General features: G+C 26.4%; 15 protein-coding genes and 1 tRNA gene. 15 read left to right on the forward strand and 1 reads right to left on the reverse strand.

What is annotated here, in order from left to right:
- From GOM42_RS02675 to GOM42_RS02735, 13 genes are all read left to right on the forward strand, one after another.
- Positions 1-1,188, forward strand: coding sequence for a glycosyltransferase (locus tag GOM42_RS02675; RefSeq protein ID WP_057230709.1), 1,188 nt, complete (start codon positions 1-3; stop codon positions 1,186-1,188).
- Positions 1,189-2,883: a hypothetical protein gene (locus GOM42_RS02680; protein WP_057230711.1), complete on the forward strand. Its 1,695-nt coding sequence runs from the start codon at positions 1,189-1,191 to the stop codon at positions 2,881-2,883. It abuts the gene before it with no gap.
- Between the two features lie 3 nt (positions 2,884-2,886).
- A complete protein-coding gene (locus GOM42_RS02685; RefSeq protein WP_057230713.1) occupies positions 2,887-4,155 on the forward strand; it encodes a polysaccharide biosynthesis C-terminal domain-containing protein in 1,269 nt (422 codons plus the stop codon).
- A gap of 3 nt (positions 4,156-4,158) precedes the next feature.
- Positions 4,159-5,067: an arginase gene (gene rocF / locus GOM42_RS02690; protein ID WP_057230714.1), complete on the forward strand. Its 909-nt coding sequence runs from the start codon at positions 4,159-4,161 to the stop codon at positions 5,065-5,067.
- A 98-nt stretch (positions 5,068-5,165) separates the two neighbouring features.
- Positions 5,166-6,068: a UTP--glucose-1-phosphate uridylyltransferase GalU gene (gene galU, locus GOM42_RS02695; protein WP_078209848.1), complete on the forward strand. Its 903-nt coding sequence runs from the start codon at positions 5,166-5,168 to the stop codon at positions 6,066-6,068.
- A gap of 708 nt (positions 6,069-6,776) precedes the next feature.
- Positions 6,777-7,424, forward strand: coding sequence for a sigma-70 family RNA polymerase sigma factor (locus GOM42_RS02700; RefSeq protein WP_057230718.1), 648 nt, complete (start codon positions 6,777-6,779; stop codon positions 7,422-7,424).
- A gap of 415 nt (positions 7,425-7,839) precedes the next feature.
- On the forward strand, positions 7,840-10,083 hold the full coding sequence (locus GOM42_RS02705; protein ID WP_057230720.1) for a hypothetical protein: 2,244 nt from the start codon (positions 7,840-7,842) through the stop codon (positions 10,081-10,083).
- Positions 10,084-10,160: 77 nt separating this feature from the next.
- Entirely contained in the window at positions 10,161-11,177 is a 1,017-nt protein-coding gene (galE, locus tag GOM42_RS02710; protein WP_057230722.1) for a UDP-glucose 4-epimerase GalE, read from the forward strand.
- Between the two features lie 281 nt (positions 11,178-11,458).
- Complete coding sequence (gene galU, locus GOM42_RS02715; RefSeq protein WP_003455278.1) at positions 11,459-12,403, forward strand: UTP--glucose-1-phosphate uridylyltransferase GalU; 945 nt, start codon at positions 11,459-11,461, stop codon at positions 12,401-12,403.
- 322 nt (positions 12,404-12,725) lie between these two features.
- On the forward strand, positions 12,726-13,418 hold the full coding sequence (locus GOM42_RS02720) for a VanZ family protein (RefSeq protein ID WP_057230726.1): 693 nt from the start codon (positions 12,726-12,728) through the stop codon (positions 13,416-13,418).
- Between the two features lie 145 nt (positions 13,419-13,563).
- Positions 13,564-13,639: transfer RNA gene (locus GOM42_RS02725), tRNA-Met, on the forward strand.
- Between the two features lie 288 nt (positions 13,640-13,927).
- On the forward strand, positions 13,928-16,129 hold the full coding sequence (locus GOM42_RS02730; RefSeq protein ID WP_057230728.1) for an alpha-galactosidase: 2,202 nt from the start codon (positions 13,928-13,930) through the stop codon (positions 16,127-16,129).
- Positions 16,130-16,496: 367 nt separating this feature from the next.
- Complete coding sequence (locus GOM42_RS02735) at positions 16,497-18,299, forward strand: glycerophosphodiester phosphodiesterase (RefSeq protein ID WP_057230730.1); 1,803 nt, start codon at positions 16,497-16,499, stop codon at positions 18,297-18,299.
- 186 nt (positions 18,300-18,485) lie between these two features.
- Here GOM42_RS02735 and srtB read toward each other — a convergent pair whose 3' ends face one another.
- Entirely contained in the window at positions 18,486-19,235 is a 750-nt protein-coding gene (gene srtB, locus GOM42_RS02740; protein WP_057230731.1) for a class B sortase, read from the reverse strand.
- 682 nt (positions 19,236-19,917) lie between these two features.
- Here srtB and GOM42_RS02745 point away from each other — a divergent pair.
- A complete protein-coding gene (locus tag GOM42_RS02745) occupies positions 19,918-22,008 on the forward strand; it encodes a Cna B-type domain-containing protein (RefSeq protein ID WP_057230734.1) in 2,091 nt (696 codons plus the stop codon).
- A complete protein-coding gene (gene lepB / locus GOM42_RS02750) occupies positions 22,005-22,523 on the forward strand; it encodes a signal peptidase I (RefSeq protein WP_057230736.1) in 519 nt (172 codons plus the stop codon). Before GOM42_RS02745 ends, lepB begins: the two co-directional genes overlap by 4 nt.
- The last annotated feature ends 7 nt before the right edge of the window (positions 22,524-22,530 follow it).

The following is a 22,530-nucleotide window of genomic DNA, read 5'->3' on the forward strand; positions in this document are numbered from 1 at the left end:
ATGAAAAATATTTTAGTATTATCAGAAATTAGACCTGATAAAAATAATAATGGAGCTACATTTATAATAAATAGATGTAATAGAATAAAAGAAAAATTTGAATTGGATTTATATTCTTTTAATTATTATTCTAATAATTATATATTAAATAAAATAAAAGGATATTCCAAAAGAAAAGAAATATATGTTGAAAATTTGAAATGGAATTTTATAAATGAAAAAAATAGTTTTACTAAAATTTTTATAAAAAAAATAACTCCTTATTTTTTTTATAAAAATAAGGAGAAAGAAATAGAATCTTTAATAATGAAAAAATCATATGATATGATACAAGTACATTATGCATTTCCTAATGTTATTATTGCAAAAAAAATAAAAGAAATATATGGCATTCCATATGTTGTAACATGTCATGGCTCGGATATAAATATTTATTTAAAAGAAAAAAAATATAAAAAGGATATAATAGATTCTTTAAATGCAGCTAATAAAGTTATATTTGTTAGTAAAAAGTTAAGAGAAGTAGCTATTAAATATGGATATAAAAATAAAAATTCTGAAATTATATATAATGGTATAGATAATAATTTATTTAAAGTGATAGATTTAAAAAAACAATTAGACTTAAAAGAAAGTTTGAATTTGCCTATTAACAAAAAAATTATTGGATTTGTTGGAAATTTAGAATATGTAAAAGGAGCAGATCGATTATCTAAAATATTTTATTATATAAATAAATTTAATAAAGATATACAGTATATTGTAATTGGAGAGGGATTTTTTAAAGACCAAATAATAAACAATATTAAAGATTACGGTATTAAGTGTGAGTTTACTGGAAGAATAGATCAAAAAAAAGTTTCTAATTATATGAAGTGTATGGATTTACTAGTTGTGCCAAGTAGAGATGAAGGTTTCGGAAATGTTATTATAGAAGCTCTTGCTTGTGGAACACAAGTTGTAGCAACTAATGTTGGAGGAATTCCGGAAGCTATTATAAAAGATGATAACAACTTAATTGAAGATGATATTAATTTTGAAATGAATATGGCAAATGCTATTTTAAAAAAAGTTCATCTAAATGTAGATGAAACTATAATTTCAACAATAAATAAATCATTTACTTGGAATGAGATAGTAAAAAAAGAAATAGAAATATACAGTGATATTTTGAGTGAGGATAAATAAATGGGATTTACATTAATTAAGACACAAAAAAAAATTAATGATTTAGATAGTTTTAAAAATATAGATGATATTTATTTAAAAGAATTTTTCAATGATAAATTTATAAATGATAAAATAGTAGCTTTAGAAAATAATATATTAATTTGTATTGATGGAGTAATATTGAATCTAAAAGAATTAAAGAAAAAATATTTATGTACTAATGCAAAAGAACTATACTTTAGATTATATAGTAATTATGGGATAGATATGATAAAGGAATTAAGAGGAAATTTTAGTGGTATAATATATGATATTATTTCCAAGAAAACATATTCTTTTACAAATCATTTAGGAAATAAATTCATATATTATTTTCATAATAGCAATGATTTAATTGTATCTACTGATATATTTGAATTGGCTAAATATAAAAAAGAGTTAGGATATAATTTGAATTTAAATGAAAAAAGTTGTTATATGATGCTAACATTTGGTTATATGATTCACGATTTTACTTTGTTAAATGATGTTAATAAAATTCTTGCTGGAGAATATATAATATTACAAAATAGTAAGTTAAAAAGAAAAAAATATTTCATTTATGATAATACTAATTTAACTACAATGAAAAAAGAAGAAATTATGAAAGAAATGTATGAGAGATTTAAATATTCTCTTGAACAATCATTTGGTAAGGAAAAAGAAGAAAATTATAATCATTTATGTTTTTTAAGTGGAGGCTTAGATTCAAGAATGATTGCTATAGGTGGAAATGAGCTTGGGTTTAGAGATATAAGTACAATTACATTTTCTCAAAATTATTCTTTAGATGAAACGATTGCTAGAAAAATATCTAATGATTATAATTTTGATAGTATAATTAAGAGTTTGAATAATGGTGGATTCTTAAAAAATATAAATAAATATGTAAAAAGAAATGGTGGACAAATATTATATAGTGGAGCAGCACATTTAGTAGATACAATTGATAAAGTTAATTTGTTAAATTTTGGAGGGGTTCATAATGGGAATCAAGCTGATATAATGCATGGTGATTACATAGATGCTCCATATCATTCAAAACCCAAAATAGAAAATTGGGCTTATTCAACTAAATTAATTAAAAAAGTTAATTTTTTGCAAAAGTTTGCAGAAGAAAATTATATGAACGAAGAACATTTTGCAGTATTTAATAGGGGGATTAATGGAATATATAATGGTTCTATAAGCCTGCATAAAAATATAGAAACCTTTGAAGATTTTACCCATGTAGATATTGTTAGTTTTTCAATGAGAATGGATCCAAAATATAAATATAAAGAAAATTTATTCTTGTCAATGATTCAGAAATATTATAAAGATGCAACTAATTATAAGTGGCAAAAATGGAATGCCAAGCCAAATAAATTTAATTCTATGTATATGAATGGCCCAATAGGAAAATTCTATAGAAAGTCAAATATAATGTTAAATAAAATAATAAATGGACAAAATAATAAATTAAATATGAATCCATACGATTTTTGGTATGAAAATAATGATGATTTGAAAAATTATTTAGATAAGTATTTTATTGATAATATAGAATATCTATCTAAATATAATGAATTAAAAAATGATTGTATTTATTTGTATAATAATGGGTGCTTTTCAGAAAAAGCACAAGTATTGACTTTAATTGAATTTAATAAAATTTTAGTTGAGGAAATTTAAAATATGAAAATTAATTTAAAAAAAAATGAAAAAATTGTAGCTTTACTTGAAAAGGGATTTTTCAGGATATTTTCCAGTAGTTTTATAAATAAAATTATTCAGTTTGGAACAATAATTTTATTAGCGAGAGTAATAGATAAAAGTGAATATGGTATTTATTCATTAGCTAAAAATGATTTAAATTTATTGCTTTTACTTGAGGGGTTAGGTAGCGTTTTAGGAGTATTACAATATTGTAGTATGAAAGAGAAAGTTGAAGAAAAATTAGCATTTTTAAAGTTAGGAATTAAAATGGGTTTAATTGCTAATGTGGTTTTAAGTATTATATTATTGGTATATAGTAATTTTTCCAATAATATTGTTGGTGTCAATAATACTTTGTTAAAGATGTCATTTATACCTATTTTAAGTGTTATTTATAATACTATATTATCATATCTTAGAGCAACATTAAGAAATAAAGAGTTTAGTAATGTATCAATTATAAATTCAATAATGTATTTCTTTGGGAACATAATTTTGGGGTATATTTGGGGGATTAATGGAATTATAATTGGAACATATTTATCATATTTAGTTACAATTTTTGTGAGTTTTAATTATATAAGATGTGATTTGAATTTAAAGATTTCAGTTTTGGATAAAAATGAAAAAAATGAATTTATAAAATATTCAATAGTCACAGCATTGACAACAGCAATGTCACAAATGTTATATTTATTGGATACATCGTTAGTTGGAGGAATAATGCAAAATCAATATGATGTTGCTGATTATAAAGTAGCAACATTAATTCCTTTTAATTTGACATTTATAACAATGTCTATAATGATATTTTGCTATCCTTATTTTGCACAAAAATTTAGTGATAAGGATTGGATAAGAAGTAAAGTTAAAGTTTTAGAAAAATATTTAATTATTATAAACTTAGTAATAGCAATTGTTTGTTTTTTATTAGCACCTTTTATAATTAAAATTTTATGGGGAAATGATTATATGGGAGCTTTGCCTAGTTTTAGAATACTAATGATAGGTTTCTTTATAAGTTCAACATTTAGAATTCCATATGGAAATATTTTAGCAAGTTTAAAATGTGTAAGAGAAAATTTTTATAATTCAATATTATCTGGAGCTTGTAATATTTTATTGGATATATATTTAATAAGCAGATATGGAATAATTGGTGCTGCATTAGCAACATTAATAGTTTTTATAGTTTCATCTATTTTTTCTAAGATATGTTTATTAAAGTATTTAAGAGAGGATGATTAAGATATGAATATAAATATTATAGGAATGCCCTTATTTTATGGATCAGATATTTGGGGAGTAAACAATGGTCCTAATAAATTAAGAGAAGCAGGAATAAAAGAAATTTTGAGTAAATATAATCATGTATTTGATATGGGAAATATTTATGTAGCATCATGTGATTCAAGAGAAAAATATTATTATAGTGAAAAAGCTAAATATTTAAAGGAAATAGTTGATTCAAATGTAAATTTAGCTAATAATGTATATTTAGCTTTAAAGAATGAATCATTTCCTTTCACTATAGGAGGAGATCATTCATTAGCGCTAGGAACAATTGCAGGAACAGCTAAGTATTATGAGGATAATTTAGCCATAATATGGATTGATGCACATGGAGATTTTAATAATTTAGAAACTACACCTAGTGGTAATATACATGGAATGCCTCTGGCTGCATCGGCTGGAATTGGTATAAATAGATTGACAGATATTTATTTTAATGGGCCTAAAATAAAATCAGAAAACATATTTATAATTGGGGCTAGGGATTTAGATGAAGGTGAAAATGTATTACTTAGAGAAAATAATGTAAATGTTTGGACAACTAATGATGTGAAAAAGTTAGGAGAAGAGAAAATAATAAAATCTATATTAAGTAATTTAAATAACAAAGATATACAAAATATACATATTAGCTTTGATATTGATAGTATAAGTCCAGAGTATATGCCAGGAACAGGAACTCCAGTTAAAGATGGATTGAGCTTAGATAATGTAATTAATATTTTAAAAGGATTATTTAATAGTAAAAAAGTAAGGGCATTAGATTTAGTCGAATTTAACCCTGAACTTGACAATGATGATGTAACGTTAAAAAATTGTATTAATATAGTAAAAGAAATAAGCAATTTAATTAATGTAGAAAAGTAATATTGAATGTATTAATATGTATTTTTATGAAAAATTAATAATTTGTTTATTAAATTTTAATTTATTAGAATTTCAAATGCAAGTGTAACAGAGAGTATATAAGCAAAGTAATACCAGTAGATTTTGGTACTAGATTTTTACCTGCAACAAAGGAACAACCTAAGGAGATGCTTCCAATAGTTGATAAGCCAACTATTCAATACATAATTGAGGAAGCTATAGCTTCAGGCATTGAAGAGATTCTTATTATTACAGGAAGAAGCAAAAAATGTATCGAGGATCACTTTGATAAGTCTGTTGAGCTTGAAATGGAGCTTGAGAAATCTGGTAAAAATGAACTTTTATATTTGGTTAGGGATATATCAGATATGGTAGACATTCATTATATAAGACAAAAGGAGCCAAGAGGACTTGGACATGCTATACATTGTGCAAAGACTTTTGTAGGGGATGAACCTTTTGCTATACTACTTGGGGATGATGTAGTTTATAATGAGGAAAAACCATGTTTAAAACAGTTAATTGATTGTTATAATGAGTATAAAACTAGTGTATTAGGAGTTCAAACTGTTCCAGAAAGTCATGTTTCTAAGTATGGAATAGTAGATGGAAAATATATTGAAGGAAAAGTTTATAAGGTTAAGGGATTGGTTGAAAAACCATCTGTTGAAGAAGCACCTTCAAATGTTGCTATATTAGGAAGATACATAGTAACTCCAAGAATATTTGATATTTTAGAAAATACTAAGCCTGGAAAAGGTGGAGAAATCCAATTAACAGATGCTCTTCTAGAACTTATGGGACAAGAAGCAATGTATGCTTATGACTTTGAGGGAAGAAGATATGATGTTGGAGATAAACTTGGATTCTTAGAAGCTACTGTTGAATATGCTTTAAGAAGACCAGAGCTTAGAGAAGGATTTATTGAATATCTAAATAATTTATCAGAAAAAGAATCTTTATTCAAAAAAGAAGTTGAAAAAGAGATTATTACTGTATAATTTCCATTAATAGAGTCCAGTAGAGAGTTAAGTTAATATTCTCTACTGGATTTTATTTCATAATTTTTCATTCATGATAAGTCTTTATTAATTTTAGTCCCCTAACCTAATAGTTAAATCAAAGTTATAAGTTCCTTCTCTAGTAGACTTTTTTCATAAATCTTTAATTTTATATGCTAATTTTCATCAGCCACCTCTATGTTGATCTATATCTGGAGTAATAAATCTTTTACCATCAGTATAAACTTTCCCTTTGCCGTAATTACCTTTAACAAGTCAAAAACCTTTAGGAGGGTTTCTAGGAATTGGATGTTTGGGTGGAATTGAGTATTTAGATTTTTTTGACATAATTTTACTCCTTTAAGCTAAATATTTATATTTAGTATATGGATGTCAACATAATAATTTCTATATAGTATAAAATTTTATAGTATTTAAAGAAACTTAACATAATAATACAGCTTTTTCTCCTACTAAAGCATATTTAAATAGTGAAGAGGTTTTAATATGTATTTATTGTTAAAAAATAGAAAATCATTTGTTATTCTGTTGAAATGTAAATGTTTAAATGATAAGATAAATTTACAATAAATAACATAACTTTATATATTATGAAAAATAAAAACTATTTAATTTAAAATTAAAAACATAACTAGATATATTAATAGCTATTTTAAAAATTCTGCATTTTAAGGGGGATAATTAGGTATGGCAGAAAAGAAGCAAAGATTTATTAATAAGACTGCTAGGGAACTTAGACTTTTAGGGGAAAAGGGAAATAAGGAAGCTTTAAATGAGTTAATTATTAGGGGTAAAAAGGGTGATAAGTGTGCTATGGCTGAGGTTGTTTCTATTTATGAAGGGTTAATTCATAAATACTCTACTAGGTTTTTTATTAATGGTTATGATGTTGATGATTTAAAGCAAATAGCTAGAAGTGTTATTATTGAATCCATAAGTAAATTTGATGGAGATCATGGTTCTGAGTTTATATTTTTTATTAGTACAAATGTTAAGAACAAACTTGGAACTATGTGTAAGAAGAAGGAGAATAGACTTGATTTTTCAAGTTTAGATAGTCCTATAGGGGAAGGTATTACTATTGGTGAGACCATTAAGGATGAGATGTCCATAGAGGATGAATATGTTGAGAGAGAAAAAATGAGAGCTTTCGTAAAAGCTTTAGCTAATATTTCAAAAAGCGATAGGGAATTTATACTTTATGTATACAGAGATAGAGGAAACTTTCAGAAATATTGCCAAGAGCATAAGCATATTACTACCTATTCAAAAGCAAGATGGAGAAAGGAAAGAATACTAAAAAAACTTAGGGAAGAAATGAAAAACTTTGAATAATATGATTTAACTATAAAGATCAAAGGAAAAAATTATAGGAGAAACTTAATATGGATAAGATTTTTATGAATTATTAAAATAGGCAATATCTTTTTTTAGAAGAGAATTGTCTATTTTTTATTTTAAATAAGTAGTGCTTTTTAAGTAGTATTTTTATAAATAGAGTAAAGAAATAATTTTTATTAATAGTTTTTTATAGTTTAATCTACAATTTATGTTGCTTTAAAATATGGGAGAATTAAATCTATAAGCTTTAAATTTATTATTAATATTAAGCTGTGAGTGCAATATGCCTATATAAATTCATTATAATTTAAATATAAATTAGTTTATATTTTAGTTTAAATTTTTGTTTATATTCTAGTTAAGGATTAAGATATTAGCTATTTTTATTTGGATTATGGAAGGTGAATTTATGAATAAGTTAAGAGAAAAGGGAGTTTCATTACTAGAGCCAAAGAATAAGGGGGTTCTTACAGTAAACTTTAAGCACCCTATTTTAAAGGATTATAAGGGAAATGGAAGAATTATAACTAAAAGTTTAGGCTCTGATGTAGGGAAGGATTATGAAGCAGCTAACAAGTTTCTTAATGAAATTAAGAGCATTATAAATAATAGTGATTGTTATGAAAATTATTACGGCTTTTTAAAAAGCTTAGAAAAGTATAGTGAGAAATCTATGAAAATTGTTTTTGATAATACTCATTTTATGGAAGAGTTTTATTATGATTTTAAAAAAAGTATTTTAGAAAAATTTATTGGAATTTCTCATAATAATATTAATAAGAAATTAGAAGAGGAATTAAAAGAGTTTTCTAAACTTCTTAAACTAGAAGAATTTGAATTGAGGGAGAATAGTAATAAATCCTTTGAAATTTTTATAAGAGAGGAGATTAGGTCTAGATTTAACTTTGAATTTAAAAAGAAAATTCAGTTGTTAGGTGGGGATTATGAATATAGAAAGAAATTAATTTCTAATCTTATTGGATCAGGTGAAAAGTTTAGTGAAGCGTATAAAAATACTAATGAAGCAAAAGAAGATAAATTGGTAAATAAGTTTTTTAATAATATAGGAGCTCCAAATTTTGAAGTGATTTTTAAATCGGATTCTAATAAGTTTAAATTTATTGGAACGCCATACTCACAATGCATTATTAATAAAAAAATAGAGCTTAAGGGGATTTTGGAAGAGTTTTTATTTAGGATAAATAGTTTGCATAATATTTTTCAATATAAGCTTGAGTTTAGGGAAAGAAAAAGTGGAAAAAGTTATGTTTTTAATAATAATGAGTTTTTAGTTAAGGAGAACTTGCTTAATAATAAGGATTTAAATCAGTATTCTTTAGATAATATTGAAGATTTAGCTTATATTTATTTTCATATAGGTTATAAGGATGATTACAAAGAAAAATCTCAAGAGGAATTAAAATCAAAGTTTTTCTATATATTAGAGAGTCTTTTTAATGAGAAGTATAATCCTAATAACAGCAATTTAATATTTAGTGATATAAGATTGGAAGGGAATTTTAGGGGAGAAGAAATTTTACATAATAAAGAGAAGGATTTTATTTTAGCCGATTATAGTGGAAACATTAATGAATTTAGGAATCAATTATTAAGTTATGAGACTAGAAGAAATTTAGCTAGTAGTGATGAGGTAATATGGCTTTTTAATACTGAAGAAGAGGCTTTTGAAAGAAATTTAGAAGTTTTAAAATACTTAATTATAAATGGATATTTAAATAAAACTAATATATATATTTATGAAAAATCTATTTATAAGGATTATTTTTATCATCAATTTGACAATAGTGAAAGTGATTTTATAAGTGCATTAAATGAAAAAGAGGCATATCATATGCCTAATATTTTTAACTCTTTTTTGAAAGATAACTTTCAAAATTTATTGGAGGAATTAGGAGAGGAAGAGGCTTCAATAATAATTAGGGGAAGGGAAGAGTATTATTTAAATTTAATAATGGAGAGAGTAATATTTACCTATGATGAAGAGGAAAAGATAGTAAGTAGTAAGGATTTGATAGAAAAAATAATAGATCAAAGTGAAGAAGTTTTAATAAATAGAATAAAAGAAAAAAGCTCCTTAATAAATGAGTATAAGCCATCTTATAAATATGGAAGATTAGCAATATTATCCCTAGGAATTAACAGGAAAGTTAAGAGAGAATTTATAAGAAGAGTAAGAGGAAGCTATGATAAGAATCTTAAAGAATTTTCTTTAAAAATGGCTTATAACTTTGGAGGAAGAGAGTATAAAAGCCTATGTCCAGAGAGACTATTAGAAACTTCAATAAAAAATAGTATAAAGACCTTTTTATTAAGTCCATATAAAATAAGAAAGGATATAAATATTTTAGAATTTGAAAAATCCATAGAATATATTATGGAAAGTATAAGTGAGGAAATAATAGAAGAAGTTGAGATTTTAATAAGAGAAGATAACTTATTGAAATGGAAGGAAGCAGCAGAGCTTTTAAAAGATGATATTATAGAGGGAAGAAATTTAATAGAAGAGATAATAGAAGAGACATTTGTAGTAAGTAATGATATTTTTAGAGAAGATAGAGTATTAAAAATAATAAAAGATGTATTAAAAAATAATAGTATATTTAAAGCAATAAAGGGGGAATTTGCTATATAAATAGTATATAATTTGAATTTTTAAATAAATTTATGCTATAATTTAAGCTGTAATTTTTTGGTGAGGGAGAAGTTTAAATGAATATATTATTAACTGGTGGAATTGGCTATATAGGAAGCCATACAATAGTAGAATTATTAAGGGATGATAATAATTCTGTAGTTGTTATTGACAACTTAGTAAATAGTAGAAAAGAAGTTAAGGATATAGTTGAAAAAATAACAGGAAAGCATATAAAGTTTTACGAAGGCGATTTAGTAAATTTTGAAGATATAGATAATGTATTTAAAAATGAAAAAATAGATGCTGTTATACACTTTGCTTCTCTTAAGGCAGTAGGGGAATCAGTAGAAAAACCTTTAGAATATTATAATAACAATATTATTGGAACTTTAAATCTTTTAACAAGTATGAGAAATCATAATGTTAAGAAATTTATATTTAGTTCTTCAGCTACTGTTTATGGAGAAAGCGAAATAGTACCTGTACATGAAGGGCTTCAAGCAGGATTTGCAACAAATCCATATGGTAGATGTAAGTCTATAACAGAGGATATTTTAAGAGATTTATATATATCAGATAATTCATGGGATATTGTACTTCTTAGATACTTTAATCCAGTTGGAGCTCATGAAAGTGGATTAATTGGAGAATTACCTAATGGAATACCAAATAACCTTATGCCTTATGTTTCAAAGGTGGCTGATGGTGAGTTAGACTATGTAAGAGTATTTGGAGATGACTATAACACTCCAGATGGAACTGGTGTAAGGGATTATATTCATGTTGTAGACTTAGCAAGAGGACATGTAGCAGCTATGAAAAAGTTAAAGGATGGTTCTGGAATTAGCACATATAATCTAGGAACTGGACAAGGATATTCTGTACTAGATATAATAAAAGCTTTTTCAAAGGCATCAGGTAAGGAAATACCTTATAAAATAGTAGATAGAAGAGCAGGAGATATTGCCATAAGTTTTGCAGATCCATCAAAGGCAGAAAAAGAACTTGGATGGAAGGCTGAGAAAAACTTAGAGGACATGTGTAAAGACTTCTGGAAATGGCAATGCGTTGGAATGAAAAACTTTAAATAAACTTCATATTAAGCTTTATTTTTAGTTAGTTTTGATTTTGAAATAGCCTTCAAGACCTAACTTAATTTCGCAAAGAGTTGCTATTATCTACTTCAGAATAATAGCTAAAGCTTTTAAACTCGCTATGCTCAAACAATAAAAGCTTCTTAACGCTATTATTCTTACGTATATAATGCAACACTAATTGCTTATTAAGATGGTCTTACAGGTATATTTCAAAATCAAAGGCACTTTAAATTAGAACTTAATATTAAAATTTTGATTTACAAGGGGATAAGAGGATGAACAATAAAATAAGAAAAGCTATAATACCAGCAGCAGGTCTTGGTACTAGATTTTTACCTGCAACAAAGGCACAACCTAAGGAGATGCTTCCAATAGTTGATAAGCCAACTATTCAATACATAATAGAGGAAGCTATAGCTTCAGGTATAGAGGAAATACTTGTTATTACAGGAAGAAGTAAAAAATCAATTGAGGATCACTTTGACCGTAATGTGGAACTTGAAATGGAACTTGAAAAGTCAGGAAAAACTGAACTTTTAGATTTAGTTAGAGATATATCAGACATGGTTGATATCCATTATATAAGACAAAAAGAACCAAGAGGACTTGGACATGCTATCTACTGTGCTAAGACTTTTGTAGGGGATGAGCCTTTTGCCATATTACTTGGTGATGATGTAGTTTATAATGAAGAAAAGCCATGCTTAAAGCAATTAATTGATTGTTATAATGAATATAGAACTAGTGTATTAGGTGTTCAAACTGTTCCAGAGGAAAATGTTTCTAAATACGGAATAGTTAATGGAAAACATATTGAAGGTAGAGTTTATAAAGTAAAAGGCTTAGTTGAAAAGCCATCACCAGAAGAAGCACCTTCAAATGTTGCTATATTAGGAAGATATATAGTAACTCCAAGAATATTTGATATATTAGAAAACACAAAACCTGGTAAAGGTGGAGAAATTCAATTAACAGATGCACTTTTAGAGCTTATGAGCGAAGAAGCTATGTATGCTTATGACTTTGAAGGAAGAAGATATGATGTGGGAGATAAACTTGGATTCTTAGAAGCAACTGTTGAGTATGCTTTAAGAAGACCAGATCTTAGAGATGGGTTTATTGATTACTTAAGAGAATTATCTGCTACAGAAAATATCTTTACTGAAGCAAATGGTAAAGAAAAAAAGGATAAAGAAGAAGAGCTTGTAACAGAAGCTTAATTTTAGAAAGCTGTATCAAAATAACTCATAAATAAACTTAAAAATCCTAATTAATTTCATTGATTTTGTAATTAGGTTTGTAAGAGGTTTAAGGAGTTTTGATACAGCTTATTTTTATAATTAATCTGATTAAAATAAAAATAAAGAGGCTATACTTAATAAAGTAATATAAAGCTATTTATTTTATGAGATTTTGATTTCTAAAGAATATAAGATTATATTAATGAATAATAGAAGTCTTTCTAGTATTAATACTGTATTTAGAAGTCAACATTAACTTAAATAATATATTAATTAAAGCTTAGAATTAAAAGGAGAATTTATGATTATTATTTCCCAAAACACATTTTTAGTAGTAGGAATTATACTCTTTTGTTTATTTAGAGGAGCAATTAAAATTAAAGGAATAATTAAGGAAGAATACACATATAAGCAAATATATTCTAATGAAGAATTTATCTTTGATTTATTTTGTATTTACTTAATTGGAGTTGCTTCTAAGGTGTATTTTCCATTGACCATAGCTTGGGGAAATAATCTTATTTATAATCCGCCAGAAATTTGGCTTAGTCCTCTGTGGAGTATAAAGCAAATATACCATGAAGGAGGATTGCGAGATGTTATTTATCAGCTAATAGGAAATTCAATTATGTTAAGTCCAATGGCATTTTTTCTTTGCTATTTTTACAGTATAGATGAAGAAAAATTAACTTTAGGAAAAGGAATTATAGATAAAATCAATAAAATTTTAGAAAGCTTTGAATTGCAGAATAAAAATAAGTTAAAAGAAGATTCATATATACCTTCATTAAGTACAGTATTAAAATTCTGTTTTTTTATGTCTTTATTCATAGAGAGTTCCCAAGTTATATTATCTTTAGTTTTTCCTAATACAAAAAGGTTTTTTGAAGTAAATGATCTTATATGTAATACTTTAAGTGGAGTTTGGGGATATTATATTTATATTAAAATTGCTAAATTAAATATAATACGAAGAAAGATATTTAAGTTATAAAAATAAAAAAGTAAATTTCTTATTGAGTCTATAAGTAGCCTAAGAGTATTTAATATAGAATTAAAAAATATTTTATTAAAATAACATTTGACTTATTAGAGAATTAGGAATATACTTAATACAAGTTGAAGAAACAATTTAATGACGCGGGATGGAGCAGCTGGTAGCTCGTCGGGCTCATAACCCGAAGGTCGTAGGTTCAAGTCCTGCTCCCGCAACCACAAAAAGTTCTACTTTTTTAAGTAGAACTTTTTTTATTTATATATTTAATTTAAAGTAAATTAAATATATAATGCTATTAAAGGATAATTTGTATGTAGACTATTTAGATTTTTGCTTTAACTTTTATAATGAATTTAGTTTAATTAAGACTTTTATTTATAGCTATTAGTAGCTTTGTTAAGGTTTTCTTAAAAGGTTAAATTTTCTTTATAAGTTAAAAGGGATTTAGAAGAGTGCATACAAAATATTAGTATTAATATAGGGGGAAAGAGTTAATAGGTAACTTTATGAGAATTATGAGTATAAATTATAATGAGAATTTTAAAACTTTTCATCTAAGGACAAAGAATACAAGTTATGTTTTGAAGGTTATGGAGACAGGACATTTAAGTCATTTGTATTGGGGAAGAAAGTTAAAAGTTGATAACTTAGAGTATTTTGTTAGAAGAAGAGGTTTTGGAAGCTTTGCAGCTGATACTGATAATATAAGTGGATTTCAGTTAGAGTTAATACCTCAAGAGTGTCCAACCTTTGGAGCTACTGATTTAAGAAGTCCAAGTTTAGAGTTTCAATATGAAGATGGTACATCAGCTACTGATTTAAGATATAAGTCACATAGAATTTACGAAGGAAAGCAAAGGCCTTCAGGTTTACCAGCTGTGTATGTTGAAAGTGAGGAAGAGGCTACTTCCCTAGAAATAACTTTAGTTGATTCTTTAAAAAACTTAGAAGTCATATTAACATACAATGTTTTTGAAAACTTTGATGCTATTACAAGAAGTTTAAAGATAGTGAATAATAGTGATGAAAAGATAAATATAGAGAGAGTTTTAAGTGCCAATGTAGATTTTACAACTGATGAATTTGATTTTATTCAGCTTTCAGGATCTTGGGGAAGAGAGAGACATATTCTTAGAAATTCTTTAAGAAGTGGAAGCCAAGCTATTGAAAGTAGAAGAGGGGCAAGTAGCCATGCTCAAAATCCTTTTATGGCCCTATGTAGTAAGGAGACCAATGAAGAATATGGAGATGTTTATGGCTTTAGCTTAGTTTATAGTGGAAACTTTTTAGCCAATGTGGAAGTTGATATGTATAGAAATGCAAGGGCTCAAATGGGAATAAATCCTTTAGATTTTAAATGGTTACTTGAGTCAAAGGAAGAGTTTCAAGCACCAGAGGTTGTATTAGTTTATTCCTCAAAGGGACTAAATGGCATGTCTCAAATTTATCATAATCTTTATAGAAAGAGATTGTGTAGAGGAAATTATAGAGATAAGGTAAGACCTGTGCTTATAAATAACTGGGAAGCCACATATTTTGACTTTAATGAGGTTAAGATAAAGGAAATAGCTAAAGAAGCTTCAAAGCTAGGAATGGAACTTTTTGTTCTTGATGATGGATGGTTTGGAAATAGAAATGATGATAAAAGTTCCTTAGGAGATTGGTTTGTTAATGAGAATAAATTAAAGGGTGGACTTAGTAAACTTGCTAAGGATATAAATAATATGGGCCTAGAGTTTGGATTATGGTTTGAGCCTGAGATGATTTCACCTATTAGTAAGCTTTATGAAAAGCATCCAAATTGGTGTATTCATATTCCAGGAAGAACTAGATCACAGGCAAGAAGTCAGTTAATATTAGACCTATCAAGGAAAGAAGTATGTGATTATATAATAGAATCTGTTAGTAAAATTCTTGAAAGTGCTAATATATCTTATGTTAAGTGGGATATGAATAGGAATATGACAGAGGTGGGTTCTTTAGGATTGACTTCAGAGAGACAAAGAGAGACAGCACATAGATATATTTTAGGATTATATAGGGTTATGGAGGAAATAACAAGTAGATTCCCTAATGTATTATTTGAAAGCTGCTCAGGTGGCGGTGGAAGATTTGATCCAGGAATACTTTATTATATGCCACAAACTTGGACAAGTGATGATACAGATGCCATAGAAAGATTAAAAATACAGTTTGGAACTTCTATGGTTTATCCTCCAATTTCTATGGGATGCCATGTCTCAGCAGTTCCTAATCATCAAGCTAATAGAATAACCCCACTTGAAACTAGAGGGGTATCTGCTATGGCTGGAAACTTTGGATATGAGCTTGATATAACTAAGTTAAGTGAGGAAGAAAAGGAAGAACTAAAGGAACAAATAAGTTTATATAAAGAAATTAGAGAAATTGTGCAATTTGGAGCTTTGTATAGATTAAAGAGTCCTTTTAATAGTAATGAAGTAGCATGGATGATGATTTCAGAAGATAAGAATGAGGTTGTTGTAAGTTATGTTAGACAGTGGGCCTTAGTAAATGAAAGCTTTAGCAATTTAAAACTTACAGCTTTAGATAAGGATTCAGAGTATGAAATAATAGGAGAAGATAGAGTGCTTAGTGGAGATGAACTTATGTATATAGGTTTAAATATTCCTGAACTTCAGGGAGATTATGTTTCAAAACTTTGGAGGCTAAAGAAAAAAGTTTTATAATGATGGGTTTTAGTGGAAATGAGCTCAGCTATATACCTATAATTAACTTAAAGTTAGAATTATTACTTAAAGTTTAGCTTTTAATTTATATCTTTAAATAAAAAAGAATTTTCTATCTTTAATTAGAGAATAGATATGGTTATATATAACTTGAAGCATATGGAAAACCACTTAAAATACAGTATAGAATAATAGTTCATAATTAACTTTTTTTATATGTTTTTATAATATATAGGAGTTTAATTATGAACTTTTTTAAGTTATAATTAACAATATATTTTTATTAGGATAGTTTGTTTTATAAAAATTTTTTGAAATAAATTATTGAGGAAGAAGTATATTAAATAAGTTGCAAATGAGGATGACTATGAATAAAAAAATATTTAGAAACTTTATATGGTTAATGAATTATAATTTAAGCACTTTATTTGTTTTTGAATTATTCCATAAGGGATTGGCTTTAATATTAATTTGGCCAATTATTCAATTATTCATAAATTTATCAATAAAAAGATCAGGATATGTGTATCTTGTTACGGAAAATCTAATTAAGATATTAACTAATCCATCATCAATAATATTAATGTTAATATCAATTATAATTTTAGGATTTTATATGTTCTTTGAAATAACTGCTGTAATCATATGTATTGATGAGGCGAGGAAAGGCCATAAAATTAAGGTGTCTAAGTTGATTTTTGCTGCTTTCAAAAGAAGTTTAGTAATATTAAATCCTAAAAATATATTGTTATTTATATTTGTATTGCTAATAATACCACTTACTAATTTGAATTTAACTTCTGGGTTAGTAGGAAGTATAAAAGTACCAGAATATATTTTAGACTACATATACTCAAATACTATTTTAAATATAATTTATACAATTATATTCTTACTATTATATATATTGGTTAGTAGATGGATTTTTAGTATTTACGAAATAACATTAAATACTAAAAGTTTTAATAGGGCAGTAAAAGAGAGTTTGAAGTTTACAAAGGGAAAATTAATTAAAATAATTCTTTATTCCATAAGTTTATTTACTATTATGTATTTAGTTGGATTTTTAATTAATATTATTGGAATTTTTTTAATTGCAGTATGGACCAAATATGTTACTGATATGAATGGATTGAAAGAATTATTTATAAGTAGAAGTATTATGTTTAACTATTATTCTGCTTTTATTGGAGGAATATTTTTATTTTTAATAAGTATAGGCTTCTTTTTAACTCTTTATTATGAATATAAAGGTATTGATATATGCAAAAATAAAGTTCAGAATAAGAGAAGATTTAAAAAGAGAGGAGTATTAAAAAAGTTTTTAAAATTAGTAATTATAGTAGTAGTTATTGATATAGAAGCATTTGCTTTTTCTAATAATAGTCAAAGTATTTTTAATCTAGAAATGTTTTATAATACCACAGCTACAGCTCATAGAGGAGCATCTTTGTTAGCACCAGAAAATACATTAGCTGCTTTTAAAATTGCAGCTGATAGTAAAGCAGAATATGCTGAGCTTGATGTGCAGGAAACTAAGGATGGTCAACTAGTAATAACTCATGATTCTAACTTAAAAAGAGTTACAGGAGTTAATAAAAATGTATGGGATGCTAATTATGATGAAATTAAAAAATATGATGCAGGTAGTCATTTTGACGAAAATTATAAAGGCGAGAAAATGCCTACTCTTGAGGAAGTTTTAAAGTTTTCTAAAGGAAAAATAAAATTACTAATAGAGATAAAGTTACATGGTCATGAAAAAGATGATGTAGTTAAAAAAGTAGTGGATTTAATAAAAGAAAATAAAATGAGTAATCAATGTATAATAGGTTCCATGGACAAAAATATATTAAAAGAAGTGAAAAAGATAGATCCAAATATAATTACTTGTTATATAACAGCTTTTGCTTATGGTGATTTTTATGATTGGGATTTTGTTGATATATACTCTATAGAATCAACATTTGTAAATGAAACTACAGTTGATAATGTACATGATATGGGGAAACAAATTTTCGTATGGAGTGTAAATAATGAGAGTGAAATGGAACGATTAATAGATTTAAATGTAGACAGTATAATTACAGATAATCCATACTTAGTATTAGATACTATACATTGGAAAGAAAATAACTTTATAAAATTAATTGCAGATGAGCTTTTCTGATTAGTTTAAATAAGAAAATAGATAAGATATATGAATAAATTATTGTGTAATAAATATTTATAAAATAAACTTGAAATTTCAAATTGTTATGAAAATATTATTAACATAATTTTATTGAATAAGTAAAAAGCATCCAAACTTTAATTGGATGCTTTTTGCTTGTCTTTTTTATATTTTTTAAGTTTTTTAATCAATTTCTTTTGCTACGACTACTATTCTAGCATTAACAAAATCATATCCACAGGTTATTAGAGTTAAGATTCTATCGTTATCCTGTAAATCTATGCCTTCTCTTTTAAATAGTGATTTTGATTCTTGTTCTTTTAAATATTTTTCATACTCTTCTTTATTTGAAAATTTGATTTTTATTTGAGATTCTAAGTCCTTAGCATTTTCTTGGTAAACTGAAAAAATTTCGAATGTTGATTTTTTTCCATCTCTATAAAGAGTTATATATTTATTTGCATTGAAGAAATTTTCATTTTTAAAATGTTTAATTTGAGCAAACATAGTATCATTTCTCATGTTATGACCATAAACAACTATATTAGAATCCTCATTTAAATTGTTTTCTGAGTCAACAAAGATTGAACCTGAGAAGCTTTTTTCTTTGTTAAAGTTATGATGTAAGTAGAAGTCATTATCTTTTCCTTGAACCACTGGAAAATCTATATTAGTTCCTTCAACATTTATCCAAAATTTATAGTCTGGATTTATATTTTTTAAATTTTTTTCATTTTCTATATCTTTCTTGTTTTCCTCTGGATCTTTGTTAATAGAAGAATCAGATAGAGGAGAAAGAATTCTTAAGCTATCATAATCTTTTGAATCAGTATAATATCCTAAACGTTTTTGATATATTTTCATTACACAAAAGAAAATTATAATTAACAGAATTAAACTTAGTATTTTTTTAATTCTTATTGAACTTTTCATAATACTCACCTCTAAATAACGAATTAAATTTTTCCAATAAAACTACGATAATTTCAATATTACACCAATTTATTAGTTAATACAATAATAGATTTTTACATCTTGTTATTTACGTTTACGTAAAGAAAGGTGTAATTCACGCCAGATTTATTGAGCCAGTGAATCTATGATGATATAAATACTTTGAGAATAAGAAGTTAAAACTATAATAGTGTAAAAATACTTGAATAATTTTATAACTGAATAAGATAACAAACATTTATGATAAATCCTTGTTGTAATTGAGTTCTTACATAACAATGAAAGCAAAAGGTTAAACATAAATGTTTCAGAATACAATTATAGCAAATGAATCATCAATACATAAATTAAAAATTCGATTTTTATTTAACTAGCCACAAATAAAGCATTTAGAAGATATAATGAATGCTATGATATCAAAAGGGTTTAAAGGTAAAGTTTCAAACGTAGCATAACTTACTAAGGCAAGTCATCGAACTAGTATAATTAGATTTCTTTCAAATATTCCATGGGATGAAAAGTTTATAGAAAAAAACATTAAAATCATAATTATAACTTTTATGTCAAAGTACTAAAAGGAAAGTTTGTTTTATAGCTATATTTATTAAAAAGGAGGTGTGTTTGTCAAAATAAAGAAGAAAATATATATAAAGGAGGAGTTATGAAAATAAATAAAAAAATTTTTAGCATGCTATTTATGGTTATTGTACTTTTTACATGCATATCATCAAATTTTTCTGTTTCTGCTTCTTCTATTCAAAGAGGAAGAGATATCAGTAATGAGGTAGTTACAAGCCTAGTGGCTACTCCAAATAGTATAAATGATGGTGGAAACGTTCAGGTTCGTTTGGAATTTAAAGAAAATCATCAAAGAAATATACAAAGTGGAGATACTATAACTGTCAAATGGACAAATTCAGGGGAAGTATTTTTTGAAGGATATGAAAAAACAATTCCACTTTATATAAAAGACCAAAATGTTGGTCAAGCAGTAATAGAGAAAACAGGTGCAACACTTACATTTAATGATAAAATAGATAAATTAGATGATGTTGGTGGATGGGCAACATTTACTTTGCAAGGAAGAAACATTACCTCAGGTAATCATGAACACACAGGAATAGCATATATTATATCTGGTTCAAAGCGGGCAGATGTAAATATAACCAAACCAGAATCAGGTACAACTAGTGTATTCTATTATAAAACAGGTAGTATGTATACCAATGATACAAATCATGTCAATTGGTGGTTACTGGTGAATCCAAGCAAGGTATATTCTGAAAAAAACGTTTATATTCAAGATGAAATCCAAGGCGGACAAACATTAGAACCTGATTCTTTTGAAATAGTAGTAACTTGGTATGATGGTTATGTAGAAAAGTTTAAAGGAAAAGAAGCGATAAGGGAATTCCATAATAAATATCCAAATTCAAATATATCGGTATCAGAAAATAAAATAACAGTAAACATTTCACAAGAGGATTCCACACAAAAGTTTATTAATATTTTTTATAAAACTAAGATTACAAATCCGAAACAAAAAGAATTCGTTAATAATACAAAAGCATGGTTTAAAGAGTATAATAAGCCAGCTGTAAATGGAGAATCCTTTAACCATAGCGTACAAAATATTAATGCAGATGCTGGAGTTAATGGAACTGTAAAAGGCGAATTAAAAATCATAAAAACATTAAAAGATAAAAGTATTCCAATTAAAGATGTTCAGTTTAAGATGAGAAGAGTTGATAATACAGTTATCAAAGATGGTAAAAAAGAATTATTACTAACAACTGATGATAAAGGTATTGCAAATGTAAAAGGTCTTCCTGTAGGAAAATATGAAGTAAAAGAGATTTCAGCTCCAGAATGGATTGCTTTTAATCCTCTTATTGCACCAAAATTGGAATTCACAATATCAGATCAGGACACAGAAGGCAAATTGTGGGCTGTTGAAAATGAATTAAAGACAATTTCAATTCCGGTTGAAAAGGTCTGGGTAGGACAAACTAGTGAACGAGCAGAAATCAAGCTTTTTGCAGATGGTATTGAAGTAGACAAAGTGATTTTAAATGCAGATAACAATTGGAAACACACATTTGAAAATAAACCTGAATATAATTCAGAAACAAAACAGAAAATCAATTATTCTGTGTCAGAGACAACTATTTCTGGATATGAAAGCAATATCACAGGCGATGCTAAGAATGGTTTTATTGTAACCAATACAGAACTTCCTGATTTGACTATTGGTAAAGAAGTTATAGGAGAATTGGGTGACAAGACGAAGGTATTTAACTTTGAGCTTACATTAAAGCAAGCAGATGGAAAGCCTATCAATGGTAAATTTAATTACATTGGTAGTGTAGATGACAGGTACAAAAAAGAAAGCATAAAGCCTTCTGATGGTGAGATTACTTTTATAGAAGGAAAAGCAACTATAACTTTATCACATGGACAAGAGATTACAATCAAGGATTTACCATATGGGGTTACATATAAAGTTATGGAAAAAGAAGCTAATGAAAATGGCTATTTAACTACCTATAATGGAAATAACGAAGTCACAACAGGTGAATTGAAACAGGATACAAAAGTACAGGTAGTTAACAACAAAGAGTTTGTTCCAACAACTGGTATATCAACCACAACAGAGCAAGGTACAATGGTTGGAATGGTGATTTTTTCTATAGGAATACTTATGGTCATGATTGTAGTTCTTTTACAATTGAATAAAGGACTGAAAAGATGAGAAAAAGTGAAATAACTAAAAAAATTTCAATAAAAGATGATTTGCTGTTCCTTGGTCTGAAAATTCTTATTTTCTTAACACTATTAGCAATTACATTTTTGTTTATATTTGGGATTTTTAGATGTAATAACAATATGATGTCGCCTGCATATAAGGACGGAGACTTAGCTATCTACTATCGTTTGCAAAAGGATTACAAGCCATCAGATACGGTGGTAGTTGAAAAAGATGGAGAAAAGCAAATAAGAAGAATCATTGCTAAAGCTGGAGATACTGTTGATATAACTGATAAAGGATTGAAAATTAATGGGTATCTCCAACAGGAGAATAATATATACACAGAAACGCTGCCATATAAGGAAGGCATACAGTTTCCTATAACTCTTGGAGAAGGAGAATATTTCGTATTAGCTGATAACAGAACCAATGCAAAGGATAGCCGAATCTATGGAATAGTGAAAGAAAAAGAAATCAAGGGACTTATAATAACCTTAATCCGTAGGAGAGGTTTATAAAATACTA

This window comes from Clostridium sp. 16K-1-R1, assembly GCF_023921145.1.
GTDB lineage: Bacteria > Bacillota > Clostridia > Clostridiales > Clostridiaceae > Sarcina > Sarcina perfringens.